We start from the raw sequence: 17,041 nt of genomic DNA, 5'->3' as shown, positions 1-17,041 counted from the left end.
GCAACGTTTCGCTATACATAATTGATTTCAAAATTCAGGCAGGCGGCAAGCAAGAGACAAATCAGTTGTGGCCGAGTCACGAACGCAGCCAGCGCACCTGCAAGTTGAAAAATGACGAGAACAAACAATGAAAAGAATACGCAGCCAATGCCTCATCAGCCATCGGGGGTTCGCCTGAAACGAAAAGTCATATCTCCAGCAAGGTGGCTAAAATTTGTGCTTGTTGTTCCTGATCATTGAAACAATCCACTGGCATCAATTTAAACAACTCATAAAACCGACGAATGAATCCTCGCTGTGCTTTGGCATCCGCACCGGTAATCGCTTCAATTCGTGGCTGCAACCAGCTACTAAATAGCCAGGGTTGCCCCACCACCGCCAGTACCTCGTTCAGAATCGTATCTCCTGCCACGCCACAGACATTCCCCACCTGGCTGCAATGGTCTTCCAACCCGAGAAACATCAGCAAGCGGCGCAACTGGTAGAGCGTAGCGGACAAACGCTCACCGTATTGAGCGAACGGCCGACAGGACAAATCAAACGCGATTGCCCGCATGAGTACCCGAACACGTTGCTGGCGCTGTGGCCAACGGCTCACCTGGGTAAACCACTCCGCCAGTGACAATTCACTTTGATGAATACTTTGCTGAAACAACTGTTTGACGGCGCCCAGCGCGCGGCTGCCCTCCGTACCCAGCTCCAACAGACCAAATAGCTCAACCTCCCAGCCCTCACGCTCAAGTAGCGGGCCAAGTAATTGCGATAAGCTGCGGCGGCGTAATGGGTTATTTTTGCTGTGTGCCAGCATGGCGGCCAACAGTAACACTTGCTGCCCTGCCGATAGCTCACCTTGTCGAAGCTTGTTGGCAAGTGAAACAAGATCCACATCAAGCGGAATATTCTGTGAAAACAGCATGTCGCTGCTACCAGAGAGTTGAGTTATCAACTTCACCAATAGCTGTTGGCGGCGCAGATTACGCTCTTCAGCCTCAATGGATTTTTGATCTTTCAAACGGGAACCGAGACTCAGACCGATCTCTTCCATCGTCTCTTCCAGCGCAGTTTGTCTCACTTCAGATAATTCAATGCTGGCTAATTCCATGACTGAGTGTGCGGGGGTTATTTCGCCATGCGCCTTCCCCACATTTTGGTGAGAGCCGTGAACTGCCAAGGTCTCTGACACATTATTGGCATTAATCATGAGCTGGCTCCTGTAGCCAAAGGATAAGTTGCGCCAAATGGCTACGCAGAGAAAGGCTAACTTGCAGCATTGGCGAACCTAAGCATGCGGCATCTTCAGGCATACTCTCATCCCCCACACACTGTACCCGCTCACCCAGAGCAGCGGTCACGGCAGGCAGATGCTGCGGGTGAACCTGTAAGAGCAACTTTTCACCGTGCGCCATTTTCTCCACTTGCGCCCCCAGCCGATGAATCAAAATCTGCTCCACAGATTGCTGACCGGCCCAGGCAGTTACCACCGCCGTAATCGCTGCCAGAATATGCTGACGGGATTGCGTAATCAGAGCGGCCTCCAATTGCTCCGCCGCGACCAACCAGCCAACATGTTGCGCCAACACCTCAGCTTCTGTTTGACTCCGCACTTGGACCATCAGCATGTCTGCTTGTTGCTGTGCTTGCGCTAACAACACGCGGCTCTCATCCTGCGCTGCTTACACAATCTTGGCTGCCTGCTCTCGGGCAGCAGATAAAATATCGCGGCTCTGCGCCATTTCCTGTAACTGAACCGCCGCAATGACTCGCCCCGCTGGCAGCGAATAATCAAATTTCTCTATCCTGAGATGAAAAGGGTTCATAGCAAACGCTCCAGTCGGGTTAACCAACTGTCAACCGAAAAAGAGAATGCCTGAGACAGAGATAATGCACGTGGCTGAGGGGGTAATGAGATAGAGATTGCACGCCAGACCACATCATCATGGCGTACCTGATGTGCCAGGCTATGCCCCAGTCGTAAAGCAACCGTGGGCAGATGCTGTGGGTTTAAGGTCGCCGGCAGGTGCCCCTGATATCCCATACCAATGAGTTGTTGAATATCAGCTTCATCCAATAGCGGCGAAAGCTGCTCGCGATAACGCCGTAGGCGCAAATAATCACCACATTGTAAATGGACCAACCCCAGCGCCAGACAGCGGGCAGATAAGCGCGGGTAACTTGCCATTCGCTCTTGCTGCTGCTTGCTCAGCACCGCAGGCAGCGTTTGCTGTGGAAATTTTCGTTGCCGAATTAGCGCATTATTCAATACCCTGTCCAGCGCTTTACTGCGGCCATAACAGTAGTTCTCTGTTTTAATCCCCATCGCCGACAACCATAGAGAGTACAACTATTTAAAGGCGAAATTTATGCGCCACAGCCATTACATCATCAATTATCCGCTTGGGGGATTACCTGCCAATCAGTGAGTAGTGGATCAGTACACAAGCAGCAGGAAACCTTTAGCGATAAAGAGTTGTGCTACCTGCCTGGTCGCTTATATAGCAAAGTTAAAAAGCATCTTAACGGAGAGGATCAACACGCATCATCTCAGCCCCAAATACCCCATACACTCCCGCTACAACCTTGGCATATGTCCATATTATTGGTCGATGATGCTGAAACCAATAGGGATATTACCGGCATGATGCTGCGCCAATTGGGGCATCAAGTGACTCTGGCGGAGAGTGGCGAAATAGCACTACGTATCGGCCAAACGCAGCATTTTGATCTGGTGCTGATGGATATTCGTATGCCTGGTATGGATGGGCTGGCAACAACCCGCTATTGGCGTGGTGATGTGAATAATCAGGATAATCGCTGCATGATTACGGCATTAAGTGCCAATACTAATCCTGAGGAAAAGATAAGGGCCAGTCAGGCGGGGATGAATCATTATCTCTCTAAACCGGTGACTTTCAGCCAACTGGCAGAAGTACTGGATCTGGCTGCACAATTCCAGCTCGAACGCGGGGTCACACTCTCCCCTCAGTTATCAACACCGAGGCCACTATTGAATCTGGCTGACACCTCACTGCGTCTTAAACTATCACAATCATTGCAATTATTAGTACAGCAGGGGAGAGAGTCTCTCACCCATACCCCCACGTTATCGCACCAGCTTCACACCTTAAAAGGCTGTGCCGGGCAAGCGGGCCTTATTGAGTTACAAGACGCTGTGATTCAGTTGGAAATAGCAATCGAAAATAATGAACTCATTACACAGCAGGATATCGATCACCTCGGCGAGATAATCCATTTGCTGTTTCAATCGCGGGATCCCCGCGACACCATTTCAATCATCAGGTAAAGGGAATAACTTTATGAATACGAAATTACTGATTGTCGACGATCATGAACTAATCATTAATGGCATTAAAAATATGCTGGCAGCTTATCCACGCTATCAGATTGTTGGGCAAGCTGATAACGGGCTGGAGGTATACAACTTGTGCCGACAAACAGAACCAGATATTGCGATTATAGATCTCGGGTTACCCGGTATGGATGGCCTTGATGTCATTATCCAACTGCTTCGCCGCTGGCCAACCATGAAGATTTTAGCATTAACGGCCCGCCATGAGGAACATCATGCCAGCAGAACATTAAACAGCGGCGCACTAGGTTCTGTTTTGAAAAAAAGCCCACAGCAGATTCTGATGGCAGCTATTCAAACGGTTTCAGTAGGTAAACGCTATATTGATCCTGCACTGAATAGTTCTCTGGTCAATAAGCTGGCACAAGGTACTGATGCCTGCCAGCCAGTGCTAACGCCACGAGAGCGACAGATCCTAAAACTTATTACCGAAGGTGCCTGTAACCGTATTATCGCAGCGCACCTTTCCATCAGCCAAAAAACCGTCGAAACCCATCGCCTGAATATGATGAAAAAACTGGATGTACACAAAGTCGCTGAGCTTATTCACTGGTCGTATCGCTTAGGGCTAAATGAGTAATATCCCTGGTGTTTTATTGATGATAGACGCAAATAAAAACCCCCTTGTCGGTATCTCACCGATAAGGGGGTCCACAGATATCAACGTCCAAACATCAAGGACGAAGAGAATTACCCTTGGTTAACTGGTGTCTGTTCCGGTGCAAACAACGCTTTCTCATATGCCTTGGCTTTTTTATGATCAAACTGATGTTCCCACTTGGCTATAACCAGCACCGCTAACGCATTGCCTACCACGTTCAGTGCAGTTCGGGCCATATCCAGTATACGGTCCACTCCGGCGATAAACGCTAAACCTTCCAGCGGAATACCTACACTGCCTAGTGTTGCTAACAAGACAACAAAAGATACTCCCGGCACGCCAGCAATACCTTTCGACGTCACCATTAACGTTAGAACTAGAATAATTTCTTGCCCGATAGACAGTTCAATGCCGTATAGCTGGGCAATAAATATGGCGGCAATACTCTGATAAAGTGTAGAACCATCTAAGTTGAAGGAATAGCCAGTCGGAACCACAAAGCTGGTAATCGATTTTGGTGCACCATAGGCTTCCATTTTCTCGATGATTCGCGGCAATACAGTTTCTGAACTGGCGGTAGAGTAAGCCAAAATCAGCTCATCTTTCAAAATTCGAATCAATGTCCAGATACGTAATTTACATAACCTGGCAACGGTTCCCAGCACGACCAGCGCAAAAAATAGAATTGCGGCATAAACCAAAATAACCAGTTTTGCCAATGGAATAAGCGAGGCAAAACCAAAATTGGCGACAGTTACCGAGATCAAGCCAAACACCCCGATAGGCGCATAACGCATAATCATATGAGTGACTTTGAACATGCTTTCAGAAACGGCTTTAAACACATTCAACAGTGGTTCTTTGGTTTCTTTTGGCAATGAAGACAGCCCTAAACCAAACAACACTGAGAAGAAGATAATTGGCAACATATCGCCTTTCGCCATTGAAGCGAAGACGTTAGGAGGAATGAGCGACAAGATAGTGCTCACCAGACTGTGGCTACCACTTTGTACTTGTTCAGTGGTCTTTTCATATTGAGAGATATCGACCACGGTCAATGCTGACATATCAATGCCGTGCCCCGGTTGGAACACATTCGCCAAAGTGATCCCAACAATAATAGCCACGGTGGTGATAACTTCGAAATAGATAATGGTTTTCAAGCCAATTCGACCAAGCTTCTTAGCGTCACCGACACCCGCAATACCCACGATCAACGTCGAAATAACTATCGGTACAACAATCATTTTAATTAAGCGGATGAAGATATCGCCCGCTGGGCTTAAAACATTACTAACTAACCATTCCCTAGATTCAATTTGGTTATGCAAGACAGCACCAACCAAAATACCTAATACCAGTGCAATGAGTATTTGCCAGGCCAGACCTATTTTTACACTTTTCATACCCTAAAAATTCCTCAAAGCATCCTATAAAACGCAAGTCACCAAGCATTTCAAATAGAATACTTAATCATTAAATACGGGGCTATAGTTGATAAAACGTATGGTCCAGCCTCCCGTCAGCCGGCCACGTTATAAATCAGTATCATTTCTGGGCACTCTTCTGCAAGTTTTGTTTACACTAAGCCCACATAGCGGTGATGCATAACGTTAGCCCAATAAATCATTAAACCACAGTAAATATTTGTTATTGAAAAAATAAAATCCATGAATGACAAATAACACCATGGTGTACTGTATAAAAAATACGCTAAATAAAATTGTGTAAGAAATTCACGATATGTTTTATTTTTTGATGAAATTTGTTTTAATTTTGTTAAATTTATTTGTTTTAATTCTCCGCTTATTTTGGATATTTAACAACTAAAGTCGATTATTCCTCAGATAATAGCGAGTAAGTTACTCAAATAGAGAAAATAGTAAGTTGCATATTTATGCTATTGAAATTTCTATTTACATATTTATATTTCCAGTTGGAATATATATTTAATTCTAATTGCAATTAGATATAAAAATAACAACTTCTCGATAGTTGTAAATTATACTTTTATTTTTTGGTTAACAACTACCCCAGAACTGAATTAGTCACATTGCGTTATTACTTTTGATTATATATGTCCTTCAATATGCCCATTTCACTCTGGAAATGGGCTGATGTGCACATTTCTTTTCCTTTATTGCATGGCCATAGCTCAGCTCTCCTATCATTAAGATATCGATTCACCACGCAGCACATTAAGTAAGTCTCTAAATCAACATCTTTTATGCGTGATCTGCCGCCCAAAAAAGAAACAAAACAGCCCCTCGCACTATAATTAACTTTTGATTGACATATTATTAACAATCTCAAGGAGAACTATTATGAGCCAAATACATAAATACCCTATTCCAACTGCAATTGCAGAGCATGCCCTGATAAGCCCTGAACAATATAATCAATATTATCAACAGTCTGTGCAGAACCCAGATGAGTTTTGGGGCGAACATGGCAAGATTATTGATTGGATAAAACCATATACAACGGTTAAAAATACGTCTTTTGACCCCGGCCATGTCAGTATCCGCTGGTTTGAAGATGGCACATTGAATCTTGCAGCCAACTGCCTTGACCGCCATCTGGCGGAGCGTGGTGATCAAACAGCGATAATCTGGGAAGGCGATGATCCTAACCAGTCAAAAACCGTCACGTATAAACAGCTTCACCATGATGTATGCCAGTTTGCTAATGTGCTGAAAAAACTGGGCATCAAGAAAGGTGATGTGGTTGCAATCTATATGCCGATGGTGCCAGAAGCCGCTGTTGCTATGCTGGCTTGCGCACGTATTGGCGCAGTTCACTCTGTTATTTTTGGTGGATTCTCACCTGATGCCGTTGCTGGCCGAATTATCGACTCTAACTCAAAACTGGTGATTACTGCCGATGAAGGCATTCGTGCTGGTCGCGCAATTCCACTGAAAAAAAATGTCGATGATGCTCTAAAAAATCCAGCAATCACCAGTATCAAGAATGTTGTCGTCTTCCAACGTACTGGCAATGCCAGCTATTGGAAAGACGGGAGAGATTTGTGGTGGCATGACCTGATTAAAGAAGCCTCTGCCGACTGCCCGCCAGAAGAAATGAATGCCGAAGACCCACTGTTCATCCTTTATACCTCCGGCTCCACTGGCAAACCAAAAGGGGTGTTACATACCACCGGCGGCTATCTGGTTTATGCCGCGCTAACCTTTAAATACGTTTTCGATTATCACCCCGGCGACATCTACTGGTGTACGGCAGACGTTGGTTGGGTCACCGGTCACAGCTATTTGCTGTATGGCCCACTGGCCTGTGGAGCTATTACTCTAATGTTCGAGGGTGTTCCTAACTATCCGGGCGTCAATCGCTTGGGGCAGGTTATCGATAAGCATCAGGTTAATATCCTGTACACCGCCCCTACCGCCATTCGTGCCTTAATGGCCGAAGGTGACAAAGCCATCGAAGGGACAAAACGCGACTCCCTGCGCATCATGGGTTCAGTTGGGGAACCTATAAACCCAGAAGCATGGGAATGGTATTACAACAAAATTGGTAACAGTAAATGCCCAATTGTTGATACCTGGTGGCAAACTGAAACTGGCGGTTTCATGATAACGCCACTACCGGGAGCCACAGAATTAAAAGCAGGTTCTGCCACTCGCCCATTCTTTGGCGTACAACCTGCGCTAGTAGACAACTTAGGTAATCCGCAAGAAGGTGCAGCCGAAGGCAATCTGGTGATAACCGACTCTTGGCCGGGTCAGGCCCGAACGTTGTTCGGCGATCATGACCGTTTTGAGCAAACCTACTTTTCAACCTTTAAGGGCATGTATTTCAGTGGTGATGGCGCTCGCCGTGACGAAGATGGCTACTACTGGATAACCGGTCGCGTCGATGACGTACTTAACGTTTCAGGTCACCGCTTAGGGACCGCTGAAATTGAATCCGCGTTGGTCTCACACCCGAAAATTGCCGAAGCGGCTGTCGTCGGGGTACCCCACAGCATTAAAGGGCAAGCTATCTATGCCTACATCACGCTGAATCATGGCGAAGAGCCAACACCAGAGCTGTATACCGAGGTGCGTAATTGGGTGCGTAAAGAGATTGGTCCAATTGCAACCCCAGATATCTTGCACTGGACTGATTCACTACCAAAAACCCGTTCAGGCAAGATCATGCGCCGTATTCTGCGCAAAATTGCGGCTGGCGATACCAGCAACCTAGGGGATACCTCAACACTGGCCGATCCGGGCGTAGTGGACAAATTACTGGAAGAAAAACAATCAATGCAAACACCGTCGTAAATTGTGCCGCCTACGGGCGGCAAACTTAATTAATGCCTCAAAGGAGAGACTCTGATGAATGACAGCATTTATCAAGAGATTGAAAATAACCCGCGTTTCAAAGAGTTAGTGCGAAAGCGTGGCCGTTTTGCCTGGATACTGTCGCTCATTACCCTAGCGCTGTATGTCGGTTTCATTTTCCTTATTGCTTTCGAACCACAATGGCTCGGAGCCCCGCTATATGCAGGCTCCAGCATTACTCGCGGCATACCCGTTGGTGTGGGATTAATCGTTATTTCTTTTGTTCTTACAGGTATTTACGTTATTCGTGCTAATGGCGAGTTTGACCGTCTGACGGCAGAAATTCTTCGTGAGGTGAAGCAATGAAGACTCGCCATTGGTCCGTACTTTCCTTATTGGCTCTGCCTGCGCTGTCACAGGCAGAAGCAATTACCGGCGAAGTTCATCGCCAGCCGCTCAATATTCAGGCGATCATCATGTTCGTACTGTTTGTTGGCGCGACATTATATATTACCTACTGGGCATCAAAACGTACCCGTTCCCGGGGTGATTATTATACCGCTGGCGGGCGCATAACCGGTTTCCAAAATGGTCTGGCAATTGCTGGTGACTTTATGTCTGCGGCATCATTCCTCGGTATTTCCGCGCTGGTTTATACCTCTGGTTATGATGGCCTGATTTACTCCATCGGCTTTTTAATCGGCTGGCCAATCATTCTGTTTTTAATCGCCGAGCGGCTGCGTAATCTGGGTCGCTATACCTTTGCTGATGTAGCTTCATATCGCTTGAAGCAAAGGCCAATAAGAACATTATCAGCCTGTGGTTCGTTAGTGGTAGTCGCTTTATACCTGATAGCTCAAATGGTCGGTGCCGGTAAGCTGATAGAGTTGTTATTTGGCTTGAACTACCACGTAGCCGTGGTGTTGGTGGGCATCCTGATGGTGCTGTACGTCTTGTTTGGTGGCATGCTGGCCACCACATGGGTACAAATCATCAAAGCGGTGTTACTGCTGGCCGGTGCTTCGTTTATGGCCATTATGGTTATGAAGTCTGTTAACTTTAACTTCAATACCTTATTCAGTGAAGCGATTAAAGTTCACCCTAAAGGCTTGGCAATCATGAGCCCTGGAGGGTTAGTCTCTGACCCGATATCAGCCTTGTCGCTCGGATTAGCACTAATGTTCGGTACCGCAGGCTTACCACACATTCTAATGCGTTTCTTTACGGTAAGTGACGCCAAAGAAGCCCGTAAAAGTGTGTTCTATGCTACCGGCTTTATCGGCTACTTCTACATATTGACCTTTATTATTGGCTTTGGCGCAATCCTGTTGGTCGGCCCGAATCCAGCCTTTAAGGATGCAGCGGGGGCATTGCTTGGCGGTAATAATATGGCAGCAGTGCATCTGGCTAATGCCGTGGGGGGTAGCTTCTTCTTAGGCTTTATCTCAGCAGTTGCTTTCGCAACTATTCTGGCGGTGGTAGCAGGTCTGACATTAGCGGGTGCATCTGCGGTTTCTCATGACCTTTATGCCAGTGTCATCAAAAAGGGTAAAGCAAACGAACGCGATGAACTGAGAGTTTCTAAAATCACAGTGGTTATTTTAGGGTTTGTCGCAATCGGCTTGGGGATTTTGTTTGAAAAGCAAAACATTGCTTTCATGGTAGGTTTGGCATTCTCCATTGCCGCCAGTTGTAACTTCCCAATCATCTTTATTTCAATGTATTGGGATAAACTGACCACGCGTGGTGCAATGATTGGAGGCTGGTTGGGGTTACTGACTGCGGTGATCCTGATGATTTTAGGCCCAACTATCTGGGTAACCATTCTGGGGCATGCAAAACCAATTTATCCATATGAATACCCAGCATTATTCTCAATGATAGTGGCATTTGTCGGGATATGGTTCTTCTCTGTCACCGATAATTCAGAAGAGGGTAAGCAAGAACGTCTGCGCTTCAAAGCACAGTTTGTCCGTTCACAAACTGGCTTGGGCGCATCTCAAAGCAGCTCTCATTGATAGCATTTGGTGGATAAAAGGCCCCTCGGGGCCTTTTTTTATGGCTTCAACCAGCGGTCTAACCAAGGGAAAACCACATCTTGCTGCTCTTGGTAAAATACGTGCCCCAGTGCGGGCCAGCTACGAGTGACCAAGCGTGATTCCGCATTTTGTGACCGCCAGATTGCATGCACTTTACTGTAAGCCTGCTCGACAGCATCCGATGGGAACAATTTATCTTTCCCGCCGTTAAAAAGAAGCATCGGTTTTGGTGCTGCCAAACTGGCAATATCAGGAAAATCCAACTTATTGGCAATGCCAGGGTGGAGCATGTAAAAAGCGGATTGTCCACGAAGTACATTATTGCCTGGGGTCATCAACCCTTGATAGTTACCAAACCAAGAGATAGCTGCAGTAGCCGCGACCTTATCCGATAATGCCGCTAACTGCCAGGCACGGTACGCTCCCATAGAAAATCCGAGAGCACCAATCCGTTGGCGGTCAACTGATGGAAGTGTCGCCAGAAAATCAACCGTCCGTATATCTTCATAAGCCATAGTTCCGGCTAATGAACGGCCAAGATTAAAGAAATTACTGGCTAAAGCCTGTTGCTGCTCATAGCTGATAGGGCCTCTATCACCCCAGCCAATAGCATCAATAGAAAGTACGACATAACCGCGTTTTGCCAATTCATCACCGATGAATTTACCGCTAAAGAATTTATCCGACCAAGCCTGCGCTGAGGCAAGTTGCGCACTATCACCCCAAGGGCGGATCATTTTCTCTTTGCCAATATCAAATTTGGAGCCATGGTCATGCAAGAGAACAATCGCCGGATGAGGGCCTTTGCTTTTCGGTGTTAATAGCAAGCCTTGGACACGGCTTTCATCAGTGATGTTTAATGCTATTTTTTCAGCAATATAGCGGCCACGGTCCTGCTGATCTATTTTTTCTGCGGAAAATGCAATTGTTGAGTCAGGGGTGAGCAATGCTTGTCGGAAAATCTTTCTGGTGTCGCTCTTCCACAGTGCAAAGTCAGTGTATCTCCCTGCCAGCCATGAACTTTGATAAGTCATCTGTTTTTTTAGCTGTGGATAAAATACTGGCAGATTATTTTCAGTAATAGCTTCTTTTTGATACGTCACAGGACTTGCCTGTACCGTTGCGGCAGTAAGTGTCGCTGACAGTGCGAGCGAACAGACAAATAGACCTGCATTCATTCAAACCTCACAATCAAAACATCGTTTCAATTTTATGATTGAATGATTTTAAGGTAAAAAAGTTTATTTTCTGTGGTGGGGGTTATAAAAATGACAGAAAGCAAAAAGAAAAGGTTATTCAATGTTCAAACTGCATGCGCAATACATCTTAGGATGAGTTTCATTCCTTCAGGCCTACGGGGGCATTCTCAATGCCGAACCTGTATGCCAGACAAACAAAAAAGGCCACCCGTTAGGGTAGCCTCTTTTGCTTATTTGATGCCTGGCAGTGTCCTACTCTCGCATGGGGAGACCCCACACTACCATCGGCGCTACGGCGTTTCACTTCTGAGTTCGGCATGGGATCAGGTGGGACCACCGCGCTAAGGCCGCCAGGCAAATTCTGTCTAAACTAACCCGCTATGCAATTCTTCACACAGCCAGCCAGCCCAATCTCGGAACATTCGCTGAAAATATCATTCTCTCTCAAACACAAAACACCTTTGGTGTTGTAAGGTTAAGCCTCACGGATCATTAGTACTGGTTAGCTCAATACATCGCTGCACTTACACACCCAGCCTATCAACGTCATAGTCTTTAACGTTCCTTCAGGGGGCTTAAAGCCCCAGGGAAGACTCATCTCGAGGCAAGTTTCCCGCTTAGATGCTTTCAGCGGTTATCTCTTCCGAATTTAGCTACCGGGCAATGCCATTGGCATGACAACCCGAACACCAGTGATTCGTCCACTCCGGTCCTCTCGTACTAGGAGCAGCCCCTCTCAATCTTCCAACGCCCACGGCAGATAGGGACCGAACTGTCTCACGACGTTCTAAACCCAGCTCGCGTACCACTTTAAATGGCGAACAGCCATACCCTTGGGACCTACTTCAGCCCCAGGATGTGATGAGCCGACATCGAGGTGCCAAACACCGCCGTCGATATGAACTCTTGGGCGGTATCAGCCTGTTATCCCCGGAGTACCTTTTATCCGTTGAGCGATGGCCCTTCCATTCAGAACCACCGGATCACTAAGACCTACTTTCGTACCTGCTCGAGCCGTCACTCTCGCAGTCAAGCTAGCTTATGCCTTTGCACTAACCTCACGATGTCCGACCGTGATTAGCTAACCTTCGTGCTCCTCCGTTACTCTTTGGGAGGAGACCGCCCCAGTCAAACTACCCACCAGACACTGTCCTCACCCCGGATTACGGGGCCGAGTTAGAACATCAAACATTAAAGGGTGGTATTTCAAGGTTGGCTCCATGCAGACTGGCGTCCACACTTCAATGCCTCCCACCTATCCTACACATCAAGGCTCAATGTTCAGTGTCAAGCTATAGTAAAGGTTCACGGGGTCTTTCCGTCTTGCCGCGGGTACACTGCATCTTCACAGCGAGTTCAATTTCACTGAGTCTCGGGTGGAGACAGCCTGGCCATCATTACGCCATTCGTGCAGGTCGGAACTTACCCGACAAGGAATTTCGCTACCTTAGGACCGTTATAGTTACGGCCGCCGTTTACTGGGGCTTCGATCAAGAGCTTCGCCTTGCGGCTGACCCCATCAATTAACCTTCCAGCACCGGGCAGGCGTCACACCGTATACGTCCACTTTCGTGTTTGCACAGTGCTGTGTTTTTATTAAACAGTTGCAGCCAGCTGGTATCTGCGACTGGCTTCGGCGCCGAGAGCAAGTCTCTTTACCTAATGCCAGCGTGCCTTCTCCCGAAGTTACGGCACCATTTTGCCTAGTTCCTTCACCCGAGTTCTCTCAAGCGCCTGAGTATTCTCTACCTGACCACCTGTGTCGGTTTGGGGTACGATTTAATGTTACCTGATGCTTAGAGGCTTTTCCTGGAAGCTTGGCATCAACTACTTCACCACCGTAGTGGCTCGTCATCACACCTCAGCGTTGATAAGCAACCGGATTTACCAAGTCACTCCGCCTACATGCTTAAACCGGGACAACCGTCGCCCGGCTAGCCTAGCCTTCTCCGTCCCCCCTTCGCAGTAACACCAAGTACAGGAATATTAACCTGTTTCCCATCGACTACGCTTTTCAGCCTCGCCTTAGGGGTCGACTCACCCTGCCCCGATTAACGTTGGACAGGAACCCTTGGTCTTCCGGCGTGCGGGCTTTTCACCCGCATTATCGTTACTTATGTCAGCATTCGCACTTCTGATACCTCCAGCAACCCTCACAAGTCACCTTCAACGGCTTACAGAACGCTCCCCTACCCAACAACGCCTAAGCGTCGCTGCCGCAGCTTCGGTGCATGGTTTAGCCCCGTTACATCTTCCGCGCAGGCCGACTCGACCAGTGAGCTATTACGCTTTCTTTAAATGATGGCTGCTTCTAAGCCAACATCCTGGCTGTCTATGCCTTCCCACATCGTTTCCCACTTAACCATGACTTTGGGACCTTAGCTGGCGGTCTGGGTTGTTTCCCTCTTCACGACGGACGTTAGCACCCGCCGTGTGTCTCCCGTGATAACATTCTTCGGTATTCGGAGTTTGCATCGGTTTGGTAAGCCGGGGTGGCCCCCTAGCCGAAACAGTGCTCTACCCCCGAAGATGAGTTCACGAGGCGCTACCTAAATAGCTTTCGGGGAGAACCAGCTATCTCCCGGTTTGATTGGCCTTTCACCCCCAGCCACAAGTCATCCGCTAATTTTTCAACATTAGTCGGTTCGGTCCTCCAGTTAGTGTTACCCAACCTTCAACCTGCCCATGGCTAGATCACCGGGTTTCGGGTCTATACCTTGCAACTAGACGCCCAGTTAAGACTCGGTTTCCCTACGGCTCCCCTATTCGGTTAACCTTGCTACAAAATATAAGTCGCTGACCCATTATACAAAAGGTACGCAGTCACACCACGAAGGTGCTCCCACTGCTTGTACGTACACGGTTTCAGGTTCTATTTCACTCCCCTCGCCGGGGTTCTTTTCGCCTTTCCCTCACGGTACTGGTTCACTATCGGTCAGTCAGGAGTATTTAGCCTTGGAGGATGGTCCCCCCATATTCAGACAGGATGTCACGTGTCCCGCCCTACTCATCGAGTTCACAGCAAGTGTGCTTTTGTGTACGGGACTATCACCCTGTACCGTGCGACTTTCCAGACGCTTCCACTAGCACACAAACTGATTCAGACTCTGGGCTCTTCCCCGTTCGCTCGCCGCTACTGGGGGAATCTCGGTTGATTTCTTTTCCTCGGGGTACTTAGATGTTTCAGTTCCCCCGGTTCGCCTTGCATGGCTATGTATTCACCATGCAATAGTGCAACGAATTGCACTGGGTTTCCCCATTCGGGTATCGTCGGTTGTAACGCTTCATATCAGCTTACCGACGCTTTTCGCAGATTAGCACGCCCTTCATCGCCTCTGACTGCCTAGGCATCCACCGTGTACGCTTAGTCGCTTAACCTCACAACCCAAAGACGTTTCTTCTGTTCAAGTCGGTTGCGCGTCGTGAATACAGCGTTGTGCGGTACTCGGAATGCTCATGAACCTTAAGTTCACTCCGCTTCCTCCGTGCCGTACGCCTTGCCTTCACTTAGCTCACACGACTCTCTTCATCAGAATGCGTATTCGCATTGCGATTATTTGAGAGACTCTAATACAGGTTAATCCTTATCTCAGTCATTCTACGGAGAGATAAGTTTCAGCTGTATTGTTTCAATTTTCAGCTTGTTCCAGATTGTTAAAGAGCAATATCTTAAACACGACTCGTTAAAGTCATCTTTAAGATATTCAGTTGATAATGTCTTTCACACATTATCGGAGTGGCGTCCCCAAGGGGATTCGAACCCCTGTTACAGCCGTGAAAGGGCAGTGTCCTAGGCCTCTAGACGATGGGGACACGAAGTTCCGATTAAACCGAAATCTAACCGTTTCGTATCAGCATGAGTCGAAACTCACAACATCAACAGGTGCTCTTGCTCATTTACATTCATCAGACAATCTGTTGTGGACACTACGCAATGCGTATCGTTAGGTAAGGAGGTGATCCAACCGCAGGTTCCCCTACGGTTACCTTGTTACGACTTCACCCCAGTCATGAATCACAAAGTGGTAAGCGCCCTCCCGAAGGTTAAGCTACCTACTTCTTTTGCAACCCACTCCCATGGTGTGACGGGCGGTGTGTACAAGGCCCGGGAACGTATTCACCGTAGCATTCTGATCTACGATTACTAGCGATTCCGACTTCATGGAGTCGAGTTGCAGACTCCAATCCGGACTACGACAGACTTTATGTGGTCCGCTTGCTCTCGCGAGTTCGCTTCACTTTGTATCTGCCATTGTAGCACGTGTGTAGCCCTACTCGTAAGGGCCATGATGACTTGACGTCATCCCCACCTTCCTCCGGTTTGTCACCGGCAGTCTCCCTTGAGTTCCCACCATTACGTGCTGGCAACAAAGGATAAGGGTTGCGCTCGTTGCGGGACTTAACCCAACATTTCACAACACGAGCTGACGACAGCCATGCAGCACCTGTCTCACAGTTCCCGAAGGCACCGAAGCATCTCTGCTAAGTTCTGTGGATGTCAAGAGTAGGTAAGGTTCTTCGCGTTGCATCGAATTAAACCACATGCTCCACCGCTTGTGCGGGCCCCCGTCAATTCATTTGAGTTTTAACCTTGCGGCCGTACTCCCCAGGCGGTCGACTTAACGCGTTAGCTCCGGAAGCCACGCCTCAAGGGCACAACCTCCAAGTCGACATCGTTTACAGCGTGGACTACCAGGGTATCTAATCCTGTTTGCTCCCCACGCTTTCGCACCTGAGCGTCAGTCTTTGTCCAGGGGGCCGCCTTCGCCACCGGTATTCCTCCAGATCTCTACGCATTTCACCGCTACACCTGGAATTCTACCCCCCTCTACAAGACTCTAGCTTGCCAGTTTCAAATGCAGTTCCCACGTTAAGCGCGGGGATTTCACATCTGACTTAACAAACCGCCTGCGTGCGCTTTACGCCCAGTAATTCCGATTAACGCTTGCACCCTCCGTATTACCGCGGCTGCTGGCACGGAGTTAGCCGGTGCTTCTTCTGCGAGTAACGTCAATCAATCGTGCTATTAACACGACTGCCTTCCTCCTCGCTGAAAGTGCTTTACAACCCGAAGGCCTTCTTCACACACGCGGCATGGCTGCATCAGGCTTGCGCCCATTGTGCAATATTCCCCACTGCTGCCTCCCGTAGGAGTCTGGACCGTGTCTCAGTTCCAGTGTGGCTGGTCATCCTCTCAGACCAGCTAGGGATCGTCGCCTAGGTGAGCCATTACCCCACCTACTAGCTAATCCCATCTGGGCACATCCGATGGCGTGAGGCCCGAAGGTCCCCCACTTTGCTCTTACGAGGTCATGCGGTATTAGCTACCGTTTCCAGTAGTTATCCCCCTCCATCAGGCAGTTTCCCAGACATTACTCACCCGTCCGCCGCTCGCCGGCAAAGTAGTAAACTACTTCCCGCTGCCGCTCGACTTGCATGTGTTAGGCCTGCCGCCAGCGTTCAATCTGAGCCATGATCAAACTCTTCAATTTAAGATTTGTTTGATTTGCTATGAGTTAACATAGCGATGCTCAAAGATTACTTTCTGCAAA

8 protein-coding genes, 1 tRNA gene, 3 rRNA genes and 2 pseudogenes are annotated in these 17,041 nt (G+C 48.1%); 5 read left to right on the top strand and 9 right to left on the bottom strand.

The features are described 5' to 3' along the window. Positions 1 to 187: 187 nt before the first annotated feature. The 3 genes and pseudogenes from A6J67_RS05080 to A6J67_RS05070 form a co-directional block, all read right to left on the bottom strand. Positions 188 to 1,201 (bottom strand): TyeA family type III secretion system gatekeeper subunit, encoded by a 1,014-nt coding sequence (locus tag A6J67_RS05080; RefSeq protein WP_042568719.1) that lies wholly within the window; start codon positions 1,199 to 1,201, stop codon positions 188 to 190. After that, positions 1,194 to 1,817, bottom strand: a pseudogene (gene sctL, locus A6J67_RS05075) (type III secretion system stator protein SctL). Before sctL ends, A6J67_RS05080 begins: the two are co-directional and overlap by 8 nt. Continuing rightward, positions 1,814 to 2,341: a type III secretion system domain-containing protein gene (locus A6J67_RS05070; RefSeq protein WP_226967882.1), complete on the bottom strand. Its 528-nt coding sequence runs from the start codon at positions 2,339 to 2,341 to the stop codon at positions 1,814 to 1,816. The pseudogene sctL and the gene A6J67_RS05070 overlap by 4 nt, the downstream one beginning before the upstream one ends. Positions 2,342 to 2,344: 3 nt before the next feature. Here A6J67_RS05070 and A6J67_RS05065 point away from each other — a divergent pair. Together A6J67_RS05065 and A6J67_RS05060 are read left to right on the top strand one after the other, a co-directional pair. Beyond that, positions 2,345 to 3,301 (top strand): annotated as a pseudogene (locus A6J67_RS05065) (response regulator); the annotation flags it as partial. Positions 3,302 to 3,314: 13 nt separating this feature from the next. Further along, complete coding sequence (locus tag A6J67_RS05060) at positions 3,315 to 3,947, top strand: two component system response regulator (RefSeq protein WP_080608060.1); 633 nt, start codon at positions 3,315 to 3,317, stop codon at positions 3,945 to 3,947. A gap of 110 nt (positions 3,948 to 4,057) precedes the next feature. On the opposite strand, the gene gltP is transcribed toward A6J67_RS05060, so the two are convergent. Next, complete coding sequence (gene gltP / locus A6J67_RS05055; protein ID WP_005187197.1) at positions 4,058 to 5,374, bottom strand: glutamate/aspartate:proton symporter GltP; 1,317 nt, start codon at positions 5,372 to 5,374, stop codon at positions 4,058 to 4,060. A gap of 918 nt (positions 5,375 to 6,292) precedes the next feature. Between gltP and acs the strand changes: the two genes are divergently transcribed. From acs to actP, 3 genes are read left to right on the top strand one after another with little or no spacing between them, the layout of a single operon-like run. Continuing rightward, positions 6,293 to 8,251 carry an acetate--CoA ligase gene (gene acs, locus A6J67_RS05050; RefSeq protein WP_005187195.1) on the top strand — a complete coding sequence of 653 codons (1,959 nt, stop codon included), beginning with the start codon at positions 6,293 to 6,295 and terminating at the stop codon, positions 8,249 to 8,251. A gap of 54 nt (positions 8,252 to 8,305) precedes the next feature. Next, positions 8,306 to 8,617: a DUF485 domain-containing protein gene (locus A6J67_RS05045; protein WP_005187192.1), complete on the top strand. Its 312-nt coding sequence runs from the start codon at positions 8,306 to 8,308 to the stop codon at positions 8,615 to 8,617. Then, positions 8,614 to 10,269, top strand: a complete 1,656-nt coding sequence (actP, locus tag A6J67_RS05040; RefSeq protein WP_032906797.1) for a cation/acetate symporter ActP — start codon at positions 8,614 to 8,616, stop codon at positions 10,267 to 10,269. Before A6J67_RS05045 ends, actP begins: the two co-directional genes overlap by 4 nt. A 38-nt stretch (positions 10,270 to 10,307) precedes the next feature. Here actP and A6J67_RS05035 read toward each other — a convergent pair whose 3' ends face one another. The 5 genes from A6J67_RS05035 to A6J67_RS05015 all read right to left on the bottom strand — a co-directional run bounded on the left by A6J67_RS05035 (position 10,308) and on the right by A6J67_RS05015 (position 16,981). Beyond that, the gene (locus A6J67_RS05035) at positions 10,308 to 11,324 is read right to left on the bottom strand and encodes a dienelactone hydrolase family protein (protein ID WP_080984881.1); all 1,017 of its coding nucleotides are present in this window, start codon (positions 11,322 to 11,324) and stop codon (positions 10,308 to 10,310) included. A gap of 404 nt (positions 11,325 to 11,728) precedes the next feature. After that, positions 11,729 to 11,844 (bottom strand): 5S ribosomal RNA (gene rrf, locus A6J67_RS05030). A gap of 116 nt (positions 11,845 to 11,960) precedes the next feature. After that, a 23S ribosomal RNA gene (locus tag A6J67_RS05025) occupies positions 11,961 to 14,867 on the bottom strand. A 359-nt stretch (positions 14,868 to 15,226) separates the two neighbouring features. Next, positions 15,227 to 15,302, bottom strand: a tRNA-Glu gene (locus tag A6J67_RS05020). 136 nt (positions 15,303 to 15,438) lie between these two features. Next, positions 15,439 to 16,981, bottom strand: a 16S ribosomal RNA gene (locus A6J67_RS05015). The 16S, 23S and 5S rRNA genes sit together here with 1 tRNA gene alongside, the layout of an rRNA operon. Between the last annotated feature and the right edge of the window lie 60 nt (positions 16,982 to 17,041).

The organism is Yersinia sp. FDAARGOS_228 (genome assembly GCF_002073315.2).
Taxonomy (GTDB): Bacteria; Pseudomonadota; Gammaproteobacteria; order Enterobacterales; family Enterobacteriaceae; genus Yersinia; species Yersinia intermedia.
Note: the sequence above shows the minus strand (reverse complement) of the source record. Positions and strands in the feature narration are given on the sequence as shown.